Annotated in this window: 15 protein-coding genes; 7 read left to right on the plus strand and 8 right to left on the minus strand. The window is 45.5% G+C overall.

Annotation, left to right across the window (positions count from 1 at the left end; translation table 11 throughout):
* Window positions 1–256 precede the first annotated feature (256 nt).
* The 7 genes from KNO85_RS10600 to dnaA all read right to left on the minus strand — a co-directional run bounded on the left by KNO85_RS10600 (window position 257) and on the right by dnaA (window position 10,052).
* A complete protein-coding gene (locus KNO85_RS10600) occupies window positions 257–1,246 on the minus strand; it encodes an HD-GYP domain-containing protein (protein ID WP_214789917.1) in 990 nt (329 codons plus the stop codon).
* A gap of 57 nt (window positions 1,247–1,303) precedes the next feature.
* Complete coding sequence (gyrA, locus tag KNO85_RS10605; RefSeq protein ID WP_214789919.1) at window positions 1,304–3,874, minus strand: DNA gyrase subunit A; 2,571 nt, start codon at window positions 3,872–3,874, stop codon at window positions 1,304–1,306.
* Between the two features lie 22 nt (window positions 3,875–3,896).
* Window positions 3,897–5,825: a DNA topoisomerase (ATP-hydrolyzing) subunit B gene (gene gyrB / locus KNO85_RS10610; RefSeq protein WP_214789921.1), complete on the minus strand. Its 1,929-nt coding sequence runs from the start codon at window positions 5,823–5,825 to the stop codon at window positions 3,897–3,899.
* Between the two features lie 49 nt (window positions 5,826–5,874).
* Window positions 5,875–6,993, minus strand: coding sequence for a DNA replication/repair protein RecF (recF, locus tag KNO85_RS10615; protein WP_074034078.1), 1,119 nt, complete (start codon window positions 6,991–6,993; stop codon window positions 5,875–5,877).
* Window position 6,994: 1 nt separating this feature from the next.
* Window positions 6,995–7,210 carry a S4 domain-containing protein YaaA gene (gene yaaA, locus KNO85_RS10620; protein ID WP_015880213.1) on the minus strand — a complete coding sequence of 72 codons (216 nt, stop codon included), beginning with the start codon at window positions 7,208–7,210 and terminating at the stop codon, window positions 6,995–6,997.
* A gap of 125 nt (window positions 7,211–7,335) precedes the next feature.
* A complete protein-coding gene (gene dnaN, locus KNO85_RS10625; protein ID WP_026824743.1) occupies window positions 7,336–8,475 on the minus strand; it encodes a DNA polymerase III subunit beta in 1,140 nt (379 codons plus the stop codon).
* Between the two features lie 197 nt (window positions 8,476–8,672).
* Complete coding sequence (dnaA, locus tag KNO85_RS10630) at window positions 8,673–10,052, minus strand: chromosomal replication initiator protein DnaA (protein ID WP_214789923.1); 1,380 nt, start codon at window positions 10,050–10,052, stop codon at window positions 8,673–8,675.
* 330 nt (window positions 10,053–10,382) lie between these two features.
* On the opposite strand from dnaA, the gene KNO85_RS10635 reads away from it, so the two are divergent.
* From KNO85_RS10635 to KNO85_RS10655, 5 genes are all read left to right on the plus strand, one after another.
* On the plus strand, window positions 10,383–10,538 hold the full coding sequence (locus KNO85_RS10635) for a hypothetical protein (protein ID WP_214789925.1): 156 nt from the start codon (window positions 10,383–10,385) through the stop codon (window positions 10,536–10,538).
* Between the two features lie 278 nt (window positions 10,539–10,816).
* Complete coding sequence (rpmH, locus tag KNO85_RS10640) at window positions 10,817–10,951, plus strand: 50S ribosomal protein L34 (RefSeq protein ID WP_015880216.1); 135 nt, start codon at window positions 10,817–10,819, stop codon at window positions 10,949–10,951.
* Window positions 10,952–11,105: 154 nt separating this feature from the next.
* On the plus strand, window positions 11,106–11,450 hold the full coding sequence (gene rnpA, locus KNO85_RS10645; protein WP_214700767.1) for a ribonuclease P protein component: 345 nt from the start codon (window positions 11,106–11,108) through the stop codon (window positions 11,448–11,450).
* Between the two features lie 105 nt (window positions 11,451–11,555).
* On the plus strand, window positions 11,556–12,416 hold the full coding sequence (yidC, locus tag KNO85_RS10650) for a membrane protein insertase YidC (RefSeq protein ID WP_214696490.1): 861 nt from the start codon (window positions 11,556–11,558) through the stop codon (window positions 12,414–12,416).
* Window positions 12,417–12,517: 101 nt separating this feature from the next.
* Window positions 12,518–13,063, plus strand: coding sequence for an HdeD family acid-resistance protein (locus KNO85_RS10655; RefSeq protein ID WP_214789927.1), 546 nt, complete (start codon window positions 12,518–12,520; stop codon window positions 13,061–13,063).
* Between the two features lie 19 nt (window positions 13,064–13,082).
* On the opposite strand, the gene KNO85_RS10660 is transcribed toward KNO85_RS10655, so the two are convergent.
* Window positions 13,083–13,835 (minus strand): nucleotidyltransferase domain-containing protein, encoded by a 753-nt coding sequence (locus tag KNO85_RS10660; protein ID WP_214789929.1) that lies wholly within the window; start codon window positions 13,833–13,835, stop codon window positions 13,083–13,085.
* A 171-nt stretch (window positions 13,836–14,006) separates the two neighbouring features.
* On the opposite strand from KNO85_RS10660, the gene mnmE reads away from it, so the two are divergent.
* Together mnmE and mnmG are read left to right on the plus strand one after the other, a co-directional pair.
* Window positions 14,007–15,386, plus strand: coding sequence for a tRNA uridine-5-carboxymethylaminomethyl(34) synthesis GTPase MnmE (gene mnmE / locus KNO85_RS10665; RefSeq protein ID WP_214789931.1), 1,380 nt, complete (start codon window positions 14,007–14,009; stop codon window positions 15,384–15,386).
* Window positions 15,387–15,401: 15 nt separating this feature from the next.
* Window positions 15,402–17,288: a tRNA uridine-5-carboxymethylaminomethyl(34) synthesis enzyme MnmG gene (mnmG, locus tag KNO85_RS10670; protein ID WP_214789933.1), complete on the plus strand. Its 1,887-nt coding sequence runs from the start codon at window positions 15,402–15,404 to the stop codon at window positions 17,286–17,288.
* Window positions 17,289–17,290 lie beyond the last annotated feature (2 nt).

The raw sequence follows: 17,290 nt of genomic DNA on the forward strand, positions 1-17,290 counted from the left end.
CGTCCTGAGCCAGGATCAAACTCTCCAAAGAATTTGATATAGCTCTTAAATTGACGAAGCTTGCGCTTCATTCAAAAATTGTAAAACTTATTTTTACCTCATCGTTCAGTTTTCAAAGTTCGTCTGCCGCTCTTAGCGACTCATTTATAATAGCACCTGACTTTATATCCGTCAACTATAAAAATAAAGTTTTTTAAAAAAGAATAAATAAAGACGATTCCTATTATTTTCGATGCAAGGAATCGCCAGTTATCTCTTATTGAAACGATATAATTTTTACTTCGGCCAACCGTGATAAATCGTATTCTGTCCTGTCTGTATCTTCTATAATGACAGGTCGCTCAATACGATTCGTGTAGGCGTGAATTTTCCCCCGCACTCCACTACTTAATAAAACAGGTCGACCGATTTCATAAAACCCGAGCAATGTAGCGAGAAGCGTCAAAGCTTCCTCATCGTAGGCTTTGTTTTGCCACATATAGAAGTACGCCTCTTCTGGTGAAAGTGGTTTCCGAAACGTTCGGGGTGCCGTTAACTGACAAAAACGGTCCGCAACAATAAATAAAGGCGACGCGGGATTCAACTCACGCTCGGTTAGACGGTTTGGGAACCCAGACCCATCTAAACGTTCGTGATGCTCGGTGATCAATTGATAGACACGTCCCCGTAACGTTTGATTACTCGGAAGCATAGCAGCTGAGACGAGTGGATGTTGGTATAGTAGTTCACGTTCCATTTTCGTGAAATAACGCATATGAGACCATTTTCTAATTTTAGCGTAACTCGCATCTGCAAAATAAGAAGCAATTCCATAATCAAATTGAAGTTGATGTTCATCGCCTCGGTACTTTGATAATGTGCGAGCAACGAGTGCTCGATAGATCGCATGGTAGATGACGTGGTTTTTTCGCAACGGTTGATGTGTAAAAAAATGAACGACTGCCGAAAGCGGCAGTTCTTGACGAAATAGTTGATGAACGAACTCTAGACCTTCATATGGGTTCGGGGCGATTCGCTCTTCCCACTGATTATAATGTTTCTCATATTGAAGAACCTGTTCACAAAGACACCTTTCCTCTATAGAAGTAAAGATTGTTTGTTCAACTGGTGCAACATCAATAGCTTCGATCTTTAAGAAACGGAGTAAACGCAAATGTTCATTCGTTAAATGGGTTCCTGCTTCTAAGGAAGAAACGGGTGACAATAACGTCATGCCAACATGTACAGCGGATAAGTTCAAACGCACGCGAATCCCTCCTATATATGAAAAAGGTCGAACGGAAACACCGTTCGACCTTTCGTCTTACTCATTCACATCAGACGATTCGTCGGTTTCAGGTGCTTCATCCTCAAACCCATTCTCCAAATCGACTGCTGATTCCTCTTCTAACTCATCTTTTTTCAATTTTGCGATTGTCGCTAAACGATCGCCATCTTCAATGTTCATCACTTTCACACCACGTGTGCTACGGCCCATCTGAGAGATGGTTTGTGAATCGATACGAATGGCAACGCCATGTTCAGTCATCAACATGATGTCATCATCTTCATCAACGACACGCATTCCAACGACCGTTCCGCGATCTGTTTTAATTCCGATGATTCCGGAACCACCACGACCTTGTGTACGGAACTGCTCCATGGCTGTACGTTTTCCAAATCCTTTTTCCGTGATGATCAAGACGTCTTGCGTCGTACGAACGATTTCCATTGAGACGACCAAATCATCGTCTTTCTTCAAACGAATCGCGCGCACACCACGTGCCGTACGTCCCATCGAGCGAACTTCTCCTTCGAGAGGGAAACGGATCGACATTCCTTGGCGTGTGACAATCAACATTTCATCATCGCTCTTCGCCAAGCGGACGGTAACGAGCTCATCTGTTTCATTCAAGCTGATGGCACGAAGACCATTTTTGTTGATTCGGGCGTATGCCGAAAGTGGCGAACGCTTAATCAAACCTTCTTTCGTAATGAAGACGAGAGACAATTGTTCGTCTGCCACTTCTTCTTCCGATTCGTTTTGCGCATCTTCTGCTACCGTTTGGTTTGCCAGGTAACTGTTGAAATCGACAGGAATCATCGTTTCGACTTTTTCACCTTTATCAATTTGAAGCAAGTTGATGATCGGCATTCCTTTTGCGGTACGACTCATCTCAGGAATTTCGTATCCTTTGAGGCGGAAGACACGTCCAAAGTTCGTAAAGAAGAGAATCGTGTCATGTGTTGACGCGGACAGCAAACGAAGTACGAAGTCTTCATCATTCGTCCCCATCCCTTGTTTCCCACGTCCACCACGACGCTGTGCGCGATATGAATCGGATGGAATTGATTTAATGTATCCTTCACTCGTGAGCGTGATCATCATGTCGCGAACTGGGATCAAATCCTCATCCTCAAGTTCAACGATATCCGTACGAATCACGGTACGACGTGCATCACCATATCGCTCTTTGATTTCAAGCAACTCGTTCCGAATGATATCAAGGAGTAATTCCTCATCACCAAGAATCGCACGAAGCTCCTCAATCAGTGCTTTCACTTCGCGATACTCGCCTTCGATTTTTTCGCGTTCCAAACCAGTCAATCGTTGAAGACGCATATCTAAAATCGCTTGCGTTTGCTCAGTAGAAAGTCCGAAGCGGGCAATCAACTTCTCACGCGCCTCGTCACCAGTACGTGTACTACGGATGATAGCGATAACTTCATCCAAGTGATCGAGGGCAACACGAAGTCCTTCTAAGATGTGGGCACGTGCCTCTGCTTTATCCAAATCGAATTGCGTACGACGACGGACGACTTCTTTTTGGTGTTCGATGTAGTAATAGATTGCTTGTTTGATGTTCAACGTTTTCGGGCGACCGCCTACGAGGGCAAGCATGTTCACCCCGAACGTCGTCTGCATCGGCGTTTGCTTATACAAGTTGTTTAAGATCACACTTGCATTCGCGTCTCGACGAACTTCGATAACGACACGCATTCCGTTACGATCGGATTCATCACGTAAGTCTGTGATTCCTTCGATTTTTTTATCACGTACCAAATCCGCAATTTTCTCAACGAGACGTGCCTTGTTGACTTGATATGGGATTTCATGAACGAGGATTCGTTCACGGCCGTTTTTCAACGTTTCGATTTCGGCTTTCGCACGCATCGTAATCGATCCACGTCCAGTCTCATACGCACGACGAATTCCACTACGTCCCAAAATCTCTCCCGCTGTCGGGAAGTCAGGACCTGGGATGTGCTGCATCAATTCGGCGATGGTGATGTCCGGGTTATGAGAAAGAGCCAACACCCCATCGATGACTTCATTCAAGTTATGTGGAGGCACGTTCGTTGCCATACCGACTGCAATCCCGCTCGTCCCGTTGACAAGGAAGTTCGGGAAGCGAGCCGGAAGAACGACCGGCTCTTTTTCTTCACCATCGAAGTTCGGTTGGTAATCGATTGTGTTTTTGCCAATGTCTCGTACGAGTTCCATTGCAATTTTGGACATACGTGCCTCGGTATAACGCATCGCAGCGGCCGAGTCGCCATCGACTGAACCGAAGTTCCCGTGACCGTCGACTAATTCATAACGATAACTGAAGTCTTGAGCCATACGAACCATCGTTTCGTAAACGGCTGAGTCACCGTGTGGATGGTACTTACCGATAACGTCCCCGACGACACGCGCCGACTTCTTATGTGGCTTGTCCGCGCGAATCCCGAGCTCGTTCATCGCATACAAAATACGACGGTGAACCGGCTTCAAACCATCACGCACGTCCGGAAGGGCACGTGATACGATGACGCTCATCGCATAGTCCATGAACGACGTTCGCATCTCTTGGCTAATATTTATATCCTTGATATTTTCTTGTTCTGCCATTCGTTATTGCCTACCCTTCTTATTAAATATCGAGGTTCTTCACGTAATGGGCGTGAGATTGAATAAAGTCACGGCGTGGTTCGACGTTGTCACCCATGAGCGTTTCAAAAATCTCATCTGCCTCAATCGCATCTTGAAGATCGACACGAAGCATCGAACGCGTTTCTGGGTTCATCGTCGTATTCCATAACTGTTCAGGATCCATCTCTCCAAGACCCTTGTAACGTTGAACGCTATAACGTGCATTTTCAGGAAGTTGTGCGAGTGTCGCTTGCAACTCTCGCTCGTTTTGAACATAGATCGTTTCTTTACCGTGCTTCACACCATAGAGCGGTGGTTGAGCGATATAGACGTATCCACTTTCCACAAGTGGACGCATATAGCGATAGAAGAACGTCAACAACAGCGTACGAATGTGCGCTCCGTCGACATCGGCATCGGTCATGATGATCAGTTTATGGTAACGTGCTTTTGATAAATCGAACTCATCCGCAATCCCTGTTCCGAGAGCCGTGATGATCGTCCGAACTTCTTGGTTGGCCAAAATCTTATCAAGACGTGCTTTCTCGACGTTGATGATTTTCCCGCGAATCGGCAAGATTGCTTGGAAGTGACGGTCACGACCAGATTTCGCCGAACCACCCGCTGAGTCACCCTCAACGATGTATAGTTCAGATTTCGAAGCGTCTTTCGACGAACAGTCAGCCAATTTCCCTGGTAATGAACTGACTTCGAGAATACCTTTACGACGTGTCATCTCACGTGCGCGTTTCGCAGCAAGGCGTGCGCGTGCTGCCATCAATCCTTTGTCGACAATAAGACGACCGACTGATGGGTTCTCGAGCAAGAATTGTTCGAACGTGTCACTGAATAACGTATCTGTCGCCGTACGAGCATCGGCATTTCCCAGTTTCGTCTTCGTCTGTCCTTCAAACTGAGGAGACGGGTGTTTGACGGAGACAATCGCCGTCAATCCTTCACGGACATCATCTCCTGAAAGACTGCCGTCGGCCTCTTTCATCAATCCGAATCGCTTCGCATAATCATTGATTGAACGTGTGAGCGCTGTTTTAAATCCAGTCTCGTGCGTTCCACCTTCATGTGTCGGGATGTTGTTCGTGAATGAGTAGATGTTACTTGCGAAACCTTCGTTGTACTGAAGGGCAATCTCTACTTCAATCCCGTCTTTTGTACCATGTACATACACAGGCTCTTCATGAATCGATGCTTTTGAACGGTTCAAATGCTCTACGTAGGACTTGATTCCACCCTCGTAGTGATAATTGCGTTCAATCGTCTCATCGCTACGATCATCTTTTGCGACAATCCGTAGCCCTTTGTTTAAGAAGGCAAGCTCACGAAGACGTGTTGCCAACAAATCGAAGTCATACTCGAGCGTTTCTTGGAAGATATCGCCGTCCGGGAAGAAGCGGACAGTCGTTCCTGTCGTATCTGTCGTCCCGACGATTTCGAGTTCGCCTTGCGGAACGCCACGTTTGAACGATTGATAGTACACGTTTCCGTCGCGACGAACGAACACTTCAAGTTTCGTCGATAGTGCGTTAACAACCGACGCCCCTACACCATGTAGACCACCGGAAACTTTGTATCCACCACCGCCGAATTTACCGCCAGCGTGCAATACCGTGAAAATAACTTCAACGGCAGGTCGACCTGTTTTCTTTTGGACATCGACTGGAATCCCGCGTCCGTTATCTTCGACAACGATTGAGTTTCCTGGCTCGACCGTTACTGTGATCGTGTCACAATAACCCGCAAGCGCCTCATCAATCGAGTTATCGACAATCTCCCATACCAAATGGTGGAGACCGCGAGAGCTTGTGGAACCGATATACATACCTGGACGTTTACGGACAGCCTCTAAGCCTTCAAGAACTTGAATCTGATCGGCGCCGTACGCTTGCAATTCTTTTTCGTTTTCATTACTCATCGGTTATTTTCACCTACTATACATGATTTGGTGTTCCTTCTTACCACGATTACACGGATTCTGTTTCGACTTCACCTTGTTTCACGTGAAACACTTTGGCTTGTTGAATGGTTTCGTGTGCGATTCCATCAATATTTGTTGTCGTCAAAATCGTTTGTACTTTTCGTCCCATCGTATCGAGTAGATGGGTTTGGCGATGATCGTCAAGTTCAGATAACACATCGTCTAATAACAAAAGAGGATATTCGCCCACTTCTTCATGAATCAATTCAATTTCAGCTAGCTTCAATGACAAGGCAGCCGTTCGTTGCTGACCTTGTGAACCGAACGTTTGAACGTTTCGATCGTTTACGTACAATTCAAAATCGTCACGGTGCGGACCAAATAAGGTCACACCTCTTCGTCGTTCGTTCTCTCTTATTTTATCAAACTTTTGACGATACGTTTCAAACATCTGTTCTTTTGAGAAACGTTCTTTTTGGAACGTGTCAGAAACGTATTGAATCGTCAGTGTTTCTAACTCTCGTGTAATCCCTGAATGAATCGGATTGGCCCATTTTTCGAGTTGATCAATGAAATGATAGCGCCTCATCACAATTTTCACGGCGAGTTCAATCAATTGGTCCGTCAACACTTCAAGTAACGTCTCATCCCCACCCTTTGTGGATAACTGCTTTAATAAGGCGTTTCGTTGTTTTAACGTTTTCAAATATTGATTGAGCTCGTGTAAGTACACGGGACTGACCTGACCGATTTCCATATCTAAAAATCGCCGTCTCCCTTGTGGACTGCCTTTGACGATGGCTAAGTCTTCAGGGGCGAACAAGACGACGTTAAATGCGCCGACATAGTCACTGAGACGACGTTGTTCTAAATGATTGAGCTTTGCTTTTTTTCCTTTAGGAGAAAATGAGAGACTCTGCACCGATTCGCCGGTACGCTTATGAATCCGTCCTTCGATACTTGCGGCATCAGCTTCCCAACCGATCAATTCTCGGTCTTGTGTCGTCCGATGCGACTTTGCGAGCGCAAGTACGTAAATCGATTCGAGAAGATTCGTTTTTCCTTGGGCATTCTCACCAATTAGAACATTCGTCTGTTCTGAGAAATCTAGCTCGAGGGTTTCGTAGTTGCGATAATTTTGCAATCGGATCGACTTTAAATGCACGTCAGTTTCCCTCGATTTGATATTCACCGAAGCCTTCGACTTCGATCGTATCTCCATCTCTCAATTTACGGCCACGGCGTTGGTCCTGTTCACCGTTCACTTTGATCATGACATCTTCTAAAAAGAACTTTGCTTGTCCCCCACTTGAGATGATATCTGCTAATTTTAAAAATTGTCCGAGTGTCACATACTCGGTTGTAATCGACACTTTTTCCATGTCGTCACTTCCTTTCTCACATGCTGATCTGAAAAAATCGCCATACATATTAGTTTATCGAAAATCGTCGAATAAGGCAAAAAAGGGATGACAAGGTCAGACACCTCATCATCCCTATCCGCTGCTTACGATGTGCGGACTGGCAAAATCAGTTGAAGAACGCTATCTTGTTCAACCGGTCGTAAAATGAACGGTCGCATCGAACCCGTGAATTGGATTTCGATTTCAGATGCATCGAGCGCACGAAGCGCATCCATTACAAATTTAGAGTTGAAGGAGATTTTCAATTCTTCCCCTTCAAGCGATAAAATGCTGACACGCTCAGACACTTTACCGACTTCAGGTGAATGTGAAGATACTTCTACTGCTGTTGTATCTTCCGCGACAAATTTAATGACGTTGTTTCGGTCGGCACGTGCCAAGAGTGACGCACGGTCGATGGCTTGCAAGAATTCTTTTGCATTCATGCGGACCGCTGTACGATATTCTTCCGGGATGAGACGTGACGTGTCTGGGTACGCACCATCTAACAAACGAGAGAAGAACGAGATATTTTTCATTCGGAACAAAATCTGCTGATCCGTCAGTACGATTTCAATCGGCAACTCTTCACGGTCGAGTAATTTAGCCAATTCGTTGAGTGAACGACCTGGGACGACGACGTTTTGGAACGTTAAGTCGTTATCTGTCTCAAAGCGGGCACGACGAAGTGCCAAGCGGTGGCTGTCTGTTGCCACACATGTGAGGAAGCCTTTCTCAGCAGAGAAGTTGACTCCCGTTAGAACAGGGCGCGTTTCTTGCGATGAAACAGCGAAACTTGTCTGACGGATGATCGTCTTCAAGAGATCAGCTGGTAGATAGAAACGACGGTCACTTGCAAGTTCTGGGAGACGAGGATATTCGTCCGGGTCGAGACCGTTTAAGTGGAATTCTGCTTGGCCAGACTCAATTCGTGTCATAAAGTTCGGTGACACTTCGAGTGTAACTTCGTTCGTCGGCAACTTTTTCACGATTTCTCCTAAGAAGCGTGCGTTTAACACGACACTCCCAGCGCGTTGAATCTGAATGAGTTCGATTCCACCTTCTTCGATTGGGATCAAACGTTCAATCGAAATTTCAGTATCACTTCCTGTCAGTGTTAAACCATCTGCATGTGCTTCAAGCTTCAACCCTGTCAAAATTGGAATAGTCGTTCGTGAAGCCACAGCTTTTGATACGTCTTGTACGGCTTGCATGAATACATCTCGTTGAATCGTTAAATGCATGTGGATAATTCCTCCTAAGGTGAAATGAGTCATTTTACTAATGATAATAATAGTATTAATTAAGTCATAATAGTAATAAGGGCTGTGGATACTGGGGATAAGTCCCCTTAAGCATACGTACAAAGCCATTTAGCCTGTGAATAACTTGTGGATAACTAAGGTGGTTTATCCACAGGATATCCACAGAGAATCCGTTATTAGTTTGAAAGCGCCTTTTTCAACGTTTGAATCGTCTCTTGCATTTCCACATCATTTTTCAGAAGCGTACTAATTTTCTCATGCGCATGAATAACAGTCGTATGATCACGCCCTCCGAACTCTTCCCCAATTTTCGGCAATGAACTCTCTGTCATTTCTCGAGACAGGTACATTGCGATTTGACGTGGGAATGCTAACGTTTTTGTACGTTTCTTCGAGTTCAATTCTTCTACTTGAATGTTGAAGTGTTGACCGACAACTTCTTGAATGTCACGAATGACAATCTTTTTCGCTTCTTGGACTGGCATGATATTATGAAGCGCTTCTGCTGCTACGTCTGGGTCGATTGGTCGCCCAACTAGTTTTGCGTAAGCGACAACGCGTGTCAATGCCCCTTCTAGCTCACGGATGTTCGTATCGATTTGATTTGCGATATAAAGCATGACCTCGTTTGAAATATCGAGACCTTCAGCAGTCGCCTTTTTACGAAGAATCGCAATCCGAGTTTCAAGGTCAGGTGGTGTGATGTCCGTAATGAGTCCCCACTCGAAACGTGAACGCAGACGATCTTCTAACGTCGGGATTTCTTTAGGTGGTCGATCACTTGAAATGACGATTTGTTTCTGATCATTGTGTAGCGCATTGAACGTGTGGAAAAACTCTTCCTGCGTTTGTTCTTTCCCGGCTAAGAACTGAATGTCATCAATGAGCAATACATCGATATTCCGATAGCGATTGCGGAATTCCCCAGTTTTGTTGTCTCGAATTGAGTTAATGAATTCATTCGTAAATTTTTCAGACGAGACATATGCAATGCGCGCTCCTGGTTTTTGAGCTTTTACATAATGACCGATTGCATGCATCAAATGCGTTTTGCCGAGTCCGACTCCCCCATAAATGAATAGTGGGTTATATGCACGTGCCGGCGCTTCAGCGACAGCTAGTGATGCGGCGTGGGCAAATCGGTTCCCCGATCCGATGACAAACGTCTCAAAGATATATTTGTCATTCAGCTGTCCGAGATCCCCTTCCTCTTTTGAAGGTAATGGTAAGGGCTGTTCTCTTGTTTCCGTCACGGCAATGGATTCGTGTGACGATCCATCAGCTGGAGCATACTTGTGTGCTTGAGATTCTTCAATAAAATGAATTTCGAGCTTGTTGTTCGTAATTTCTTCGACCGTATCTTGTAAAAGTGACAAGTACTGTCGCTCTAACCATGTAACGATAAAACTGGCAGGTGCCGACACAACGAGTGTCGTTCCCATCAATGATATCCCTTCGGTTGATTTCAACCACATGTCAAAACTAGCTTTTGGAGTTCGTTCCTCTTCTTCAATTACAGATAAGACGTTTCTCCAAATCTCGCGAGCATTCTTCAATGAAAGACCTCCTTTACTCACATGTTTGGTAAAACTTATTCACACGATATACACATACACTATTTTATAGTAGAAACTAGGGTTATCCCCAGAGAACAAAAACTGTGGATAAAGTTATCCACATGGTGTTCATTATGGGGATAACACTTATCCACAGCCTGTGTATATCTTGGAATCACGAATTGTTCATCCACAAGTTTGTGCACATTCAGTTTAGCAAAATAAAATAGACGTGGCAATGCTTTTTGGTATTTATCCACAGATAAAGAAAAGTATCCACACTCACTTATCCACATGCTGTGTGTTTTGTGGATAACCTGTGGATATGTTGTGGATAAAGAGATTATGAGAGATAAGAGAGTGAAAAAGTTATACACAAAAGAGGAGGAAGTGAAGGGAAGAAAAGTTTTTGTAAAAGAAGAAAATGAAAAAATGAAGAATTCGGATGTGAAAAAAGAAGAGTTATTCACATATAAATGTGGATAACTTCGTGAATATGTGGATAAAATGGCTCAACATCGCTATTTATAAAGACCGTTTAAGAAATACGTAAAGGTTTCGTGTCAATCTGGATTCATATAAGCCGTTCTAGACAAAGTTGAACCATCCCAAATGATGCCTCTCGATCACGTAATTTATCTGATTCGAAAACCGTTCGAAAATACATTGACAATTGTTGATTCGATTTATATAATATTAAAGACTGCCTTAAATGAAACTATAACTTGCTAATAGAGCGTTAATCTTGAGGAGGTGCTGTAACCATGAAACCAACTTTCAACCCTAACAACCGTAAGCGTAAGAAAGTCCACGGATTCCGTGCACGCATGGCGACTAAAAACGGTCGCAACATTCTTGCTGCTCGTCGTCGTAAAGGCCGTAAAGCCTTGACTGTATAATTTCGAATGAAGATTGCCCGGGGATCCTTTCCTCGGGCAATTTTTTAGTTTGTCACAGAAACGTAGCATTTCATGGATTCTCCCTCGTTCAAATGATGTGGATATGATATGATGTTAGTTGACGATTTTTGAAGCGAAGGATGGAGTGAGAATTTTGAAAAAAGAATACCGCCTGCAAAAGAATGAAGAGTTCCAAGCGGTGTTTCGCGAAGGACGCTCCGTGGCCAATCGTCAGTTTGTCGTCTACACGCTCAAAGCGGATCAAGCGCATTTCAGAGTGGGTCTTTCTGTCAGCAAAAAGCTTGGAAATGCTGTGGAACGAAACCGCATGAAACGATTGATGCGTGAGTCGCTTCGCTTGCTCGAACCGAACGTTGCGCCGAATGATTATGTCATCATCGCTCGGAAGCCTGCGACTGCACTGACGCAGTCGGAAGTGACCGAGAGTTTGAAACACGTATTCAAACGGTCAAAAGTTTGGCAAAAGCAAGGCCGGTGACCATGACAATCTGAATTTGTTCTCTCATATAATTAGAGTCTTATAAGATTGCCCGATCGACGTGTGCGTTAAAAAAGAATTGATAAAGAAAGCGTAGGAGGAACTATGAGCAAAAAGCTAAAATTAGGATTACTCGCTGCCATGACTGCGGTCATTATGCTGATGGCAGGCTGTGTGGATCCGTCTACCATCCAAGCCGAACCAATTACGGCTGACACAGAAGGTTTCTGGGCGAAGTACTTTGTATGGCCGCTCGCATGGCTTTTGAAGGAAGTTGCTTATTTAGTCGGTGGCCCGTGGCAATATGGGATTTCAATCATTATCGCAACGATTATCGTTCGTTTATTGATTCTCCCGCTCATGATCAAACAGACGAAGAGTATGGGTGCCATGCAAGTCTTGCAACCGGAAATGTTGAAGCTTCGTGAGAAGTACAGCTCAAAAGACCAAGAAACACAGCGTAAACTCCAAGAAGAGATGATGAAACTTTATCAAGAATACCAAATCAACCCGCTCGCAGGGTGTTTGCCAATCTTGATTCAAATGCCGATTCTCTTCGCATTCTATGATGCGATTCGTCGTACACCTGAGATTTTCGAAGCGGACTTCTTATGGTTCGACCTTGGAGCTCCGGACCCGACGTTCATCTTGCCGATTTTAGCGGCGATTTTGACGTTCGTTCAACAGAAAATCTCAATGGCGGGTCAAGAACAGAACCCACAATTGAAGATGATGCTCTATATCTTCCCGGTCATGATCTTCATCATGTCGATCAACCTTCCAGCCGCCCTTTCATTGTACTGGGTAGTCGGTTATATCATCTCGATCATCGTCACGATGGCAATCATGCTCCCGATGCGTGAGAAGATGAAGGTAGCAGCAGAAGCAAAAATTGCCGCGAAAGAAGCAGAGCGTGCAGCACTTGCTGAAGAAGAGAAGAAAAACAAAAAGAAAAAACGTAAATAATCGTTAAGCTGGGTGTCATCTGACACTCAGCTTTTTTTGTAGGGTTGTAGTTTGATGAGACGGGAATAATGAAAGAAACGGGTAAACGGAGGTGTAGAAACATGGAGGCATTTATTCATCGTGTAGAACGTTCGACGTTATGGCAAGCAATCATTTACTTTGTGCTCGGTGTTCTTATTCTACTGTACCCTCGATTTTTCTTTGACGTCATGGTGTACGTGATTGCGGGATACTTGGCGATCATGGGCGTATGGATGATGTTTCAAGGGGTTCGTAGACGACAGGGTGGGTTACCACCGGCTTTCTTTATGGGTCTCATCTATTTGATTTTGGCAGCGGTCGTCTTTTTCTTCGCTGAGACGCTAGCTAGTCTTCTCCCGATTTTAATCGGAGCACTGTTCTTATTTGGAGGGATCATTCGCCTCATTCAGGCACTCGGTTACCGCCAATCGATGGCAGGACGATGGCTCTGGTTTTTAATTGGAAGTATATTATGGATTGGCGTCGGGATTCTTATGCTCACGAATCCGTTCAGTAGCCTACTTGTCTTATTCCAACTGTTCGGTGGAATCCTCATCGCCATTGCAATTCTAGAACTATTCCTCTATTTCACGATTCGTTCGACGAAGCGACATGCAAGATATTAAAAAAACAAACCGTCCTTTTTCAAGGGCGGTTTGTTTCTCGTTGATGCAACTGTTCCATAAACGGTCCGAACACGTTATATCCCGATAATGATTGGAAGAAAGGTTGTTCTTCTTTGAGTCGCTCGATATAGACTCGAGCGGCGTTTTCATGATTCATTGGGGTCAATTGTTCATAAAAGAAGCGTAAGTCGATTTCGTTTCGTTGTGATACGTCTTTCAAACCAAGTGAGGCTCGATCGGGCGTATGGTGCGCGGCCAAAACGTACGCGAAATGAACCATCCCTTGCCGCAGCATCTCGGTTGCCCAGATGTCATTGCCACGACTTCGTGATTTCGTATATTGGAAAAAGAACCAAACGGTGTCGAAGGCATGATCACTTGTCGACTCTTCTTCAATCTGTAACGAACTTTCATGTGCAGTGAGGAGCTGGTGCGGATCATAGAGGATATGGATCGAGTCTTGATGATTCAACGTCTCTTTTGTGACAGTGAATAAGTCGAGGTGAAGAAAATCATCGAATACCACAATGAGTTGAGGGGCGACTATGAAGATGTCGTCTTTCAACAGAACAGGTCGATACGAACGAAGGTGATCGAGTCGTCTCGATAAAAACAATTCTTCCTGATCTGCGTTTACCATCACGTAAAGATCGATATCTGAATGCTCATCGGCTTCTCCACGACCGAATGAGCCTTTCATAAAAATCGCTTGAACCGCTTCATCCTGTTCTAATCGTTCCGTGATGATTTGAATCGCTTCTAGTTGCTTCATGTGTATACCCTCTCTTCTCTGTCAATATATTCCTTTATTGTACGAAAATAATGATAGGAACTGCAATGACTTCATCGACGGGTGAACTCTTTCGTTCAAGTCGAATATCGTGTATAGTAGGTTCGTTATGCATATGATAGAAGAAGATGGTTTAGGTTTGGAGGGAGAAAGATGCTAGAGTTTGACACGATTACAGCGATTTCGACGCCGATGGGTGAAGGTGCCATTGGCATCGTCCGATTATCAGGCGATTTGGCGGTCGAAACGGTGAACAATGTGTTTTCTGGAAAAGACTTAACAACGGTCGATTCACATACAATTCATTACGGTACGTTAAAGCGTCCTGACACGGGCGAAGTCGTCGATGAAGTCATGGTCAGTATCATGCGGGCGCCGAAGACGTTTACACGAGAAGATGTCGTCGAAATCAATTGTCACGGAGGCGTCGTTGCGGTCAATCGTGTCCTTGAACTCATTCTCGACCAACCCGACATCCGCTTGGCAGAACCGGGCGAGTTCACAAAACGCGCCTTTTTAAACGGTCGAATCGATTTGTCACAAGCAGAGGCGGTCATGGACTTGATTCGGGCGAAAACCGATCGGGCGATGAACGTCGCGATGTCTCAAATGGAAGGTCGGCTGTCACGACTCGTCCGCGAACTCCGTCAACAATTGCTCGAGACGATTGCGGCAGTCGAGGTCAATATTGATTATCCAGAGTATGACGCGGAAGAGATGACGCAAGCGATCGTCGAAGAGAAAGCGGGCGAAGTCAAACGTATCCTCGAGGAGTTGCTCGAAACGGCGCGACAAGGAAAAATCTTGCGTGAAGGCTTGGCTACGGCGATTATCGGACGACCGAACGTCGGGAAGTCCTCGCTCATGAATACGCTCGTGCAGGAGACGAAAGCGATTGTCACTGAAATTGCCGGAACGACACGTGACACGATTGAAGAATATGTCAACGTGAAAGGAGTCCCACTCAAATTGGTGGACACTGCCGGTATTCGTGAGACGGAAGATATCGTTGAACGCATCGGTGTAGAAAAATCAAGGAAGGCGTTGGAAGCGGCGGACTTGGTTCTTCTCGTCTTGAACGGGCATGAAGGATTGACGGTCGAAGATGAGGCGTTGTTTGAGGCGGTCAAAGGGATGAATGCGATCATCATCATCAACAAGACAGACTTGCCACAAAACATGGATTCTTCTAAGCTAGAGAAACTAGCGGCAGGACGTCCAATCGTGGCGACGTCGCTCTTACTAGATGAGGGAATCGATGCGCTTGAAGCGGCAATCGCGAACCTCTTCTTTGCAAAAGGCGTCGAGTCACAAGATATGACATATATCTCAAACGCTCGACACATTCAGTTGATCAAACGAACGATTGGTCAAATTGATGAGGCGCTCGGTAGTGCTGTCATGAATATGCCGATTGATATGGTCCAAATCGATTTACGTCGAGCGTGGGATACGCTCGGTGAAATCAACGGAGATACGGTACAAGAGAGCTTGATTGACCAGCTCTTTTCACAGTTTTGTCTTGGGAAATAATAAGGAGGAACAAATATGGCTTATACGGCAGGCGAATATGACGTAATCGTCATCGGGGCCGGACACGCAGGGATTGAAGCGGCACTCGCATCAGCTCGAATGGGTGCCAAAACAGCGATGCTGACAATGAACCCTGATATGGTCGGGTTCATGTATTGTAACCCGTCAATCGGCGGACCGGCGAAAGGAATCGTCGTACGTGAAATCGATGCGCTCGGCGGAGAGATGGGGCGTGCGATTGATGCGACGTACATCCAAATGAAGATGCTTAATACATCGAAAGGTCCAGCGGTACGTGCGTTACGTGCACAGGCGGACAAATTCCAATACCAAAATCATATGAAGAAAGTGCTAGAAGACGAGCCGAATCTATTGCTTCGTCAGGCACTTGTCGAACGATTGCTCGTTGAAGATGGAGAAGTGCGTGGCGTGGTAACGAACACGGGTTCAGAATATCGCGCGAAAGCGGTCATCGTCACGACAGGAACGTTCATGCGAGGTCAAATCATCATCGGTGAATTGGCATACGAGAGTGGTCCAAATAACCAAATGCCATCGGTCGAGCTGTCGAAACATTTAGAAGAACTCGGTCTCGATTTGGTTCGATTCAAAACAGGGACTCCGCCGCGGATTGATGGGAAGACCATCGATTACTCGAAGACTGAGGTTCAGCCGGGGGATGAGAACCCATCGTTCTTCTCGTACACGTCGACTGATTTGAATCCGATCGAACAAATCCCATGCTGGCTCACGTATACGAGTGAGCGCACGCACCAGTTGATTGATGAGAACTTACACCGTTCACCGATGTATTCAGGTGCGATCAAAGGTACAGGGCCGCGTTACTGTCCATCGATTGAAGATAAAGTCGTACGTTTCAATGACAAACCGCGTCACCAAATCTTCTTAGAACCAGAAGGACGCGACACAGAAGAAGTATACGTTCAAGGTTTCTCGACGAGTATGCCAGAAGACGTTCAACACCAAATGCTTCGGACGATCCCGGGTCTTGAAAAGTCAGAGATGATGCGTCCTGGTTATGCGATTGAGTACGATGCGGTCGTACCGACGCAACTTTGGCCGACCCTTGAAACGAAAGCAGTCCCTGGACTCTTTACAGCGGGACAAATCAACGGAACGAGTGGCTACGAAGAAGCGGCAGGACAAGGAATCATGGCAGGGATCAACGCTGCATGCAAAGTGCTTGGTAAAGACCCTGTCATCCTTGATCGTTCCCAAGCATATATCGGTGTCTTGATCGATGATCTGGTGACGAAAGGAACGAACGAACCATATCGTCTCCTCACATCACGTGCCGAGTATCGCCTCTTGTTACGTCACGACAACGCGGACTTACGCCTCAGTGACATCGGACACGAGATCGGCTTACTTTCAGAGGAACGCCATGCACATCTCAATGAGAAGCGTGAAGCGATTGAAAAAGAAGTAAAGCGACTCGCCTCACTTGTCGTCAAACCGACACCTGAAGTGAACGCGATGCTTGAATCAGTCGGTGCACATCCGTTGAAAGAAGCGACGCATGCCAACATCTTGTTGAAACGTCCAGAAGTGACGTATGAGGCGCTCATGACGGTCGTCCCATCCATGGACGAGCTGTCGTTCGAAGTAAAAGAGCAAGTCGAAATTCAAGTGAAGTACGAAGGCTATATTTCAAAACAACTCGAACAAGTCGAGAAGATGCGGCGCATGGAAGAAAAACGAATTCCAGAGAACTTAGATTACGATGCGATCGGCGGTCTTGCGACAGAAGCGAAACAAAAATTAAAACAAGTTCGTCCACTTTCGATCGGACAAGCGTCACGAATCTCGGGCGTAAACCCTGCAGACGTGTCAATCTTGCTCGTCTATATCGAACAAGGACAATATGCGACGGTGGAGTGAAA

It is taken from the genome of Exiguobacterium sp. s124 (genome assembly GCF_018617485.1).
Classification (GTDB): domain Bacteria; phylum Bacillota; class Bacilli; order Exiguobacteriales; family Exiguobacteriaceae; genus Exiguobacterium; species Exiguobacterium aestuarii.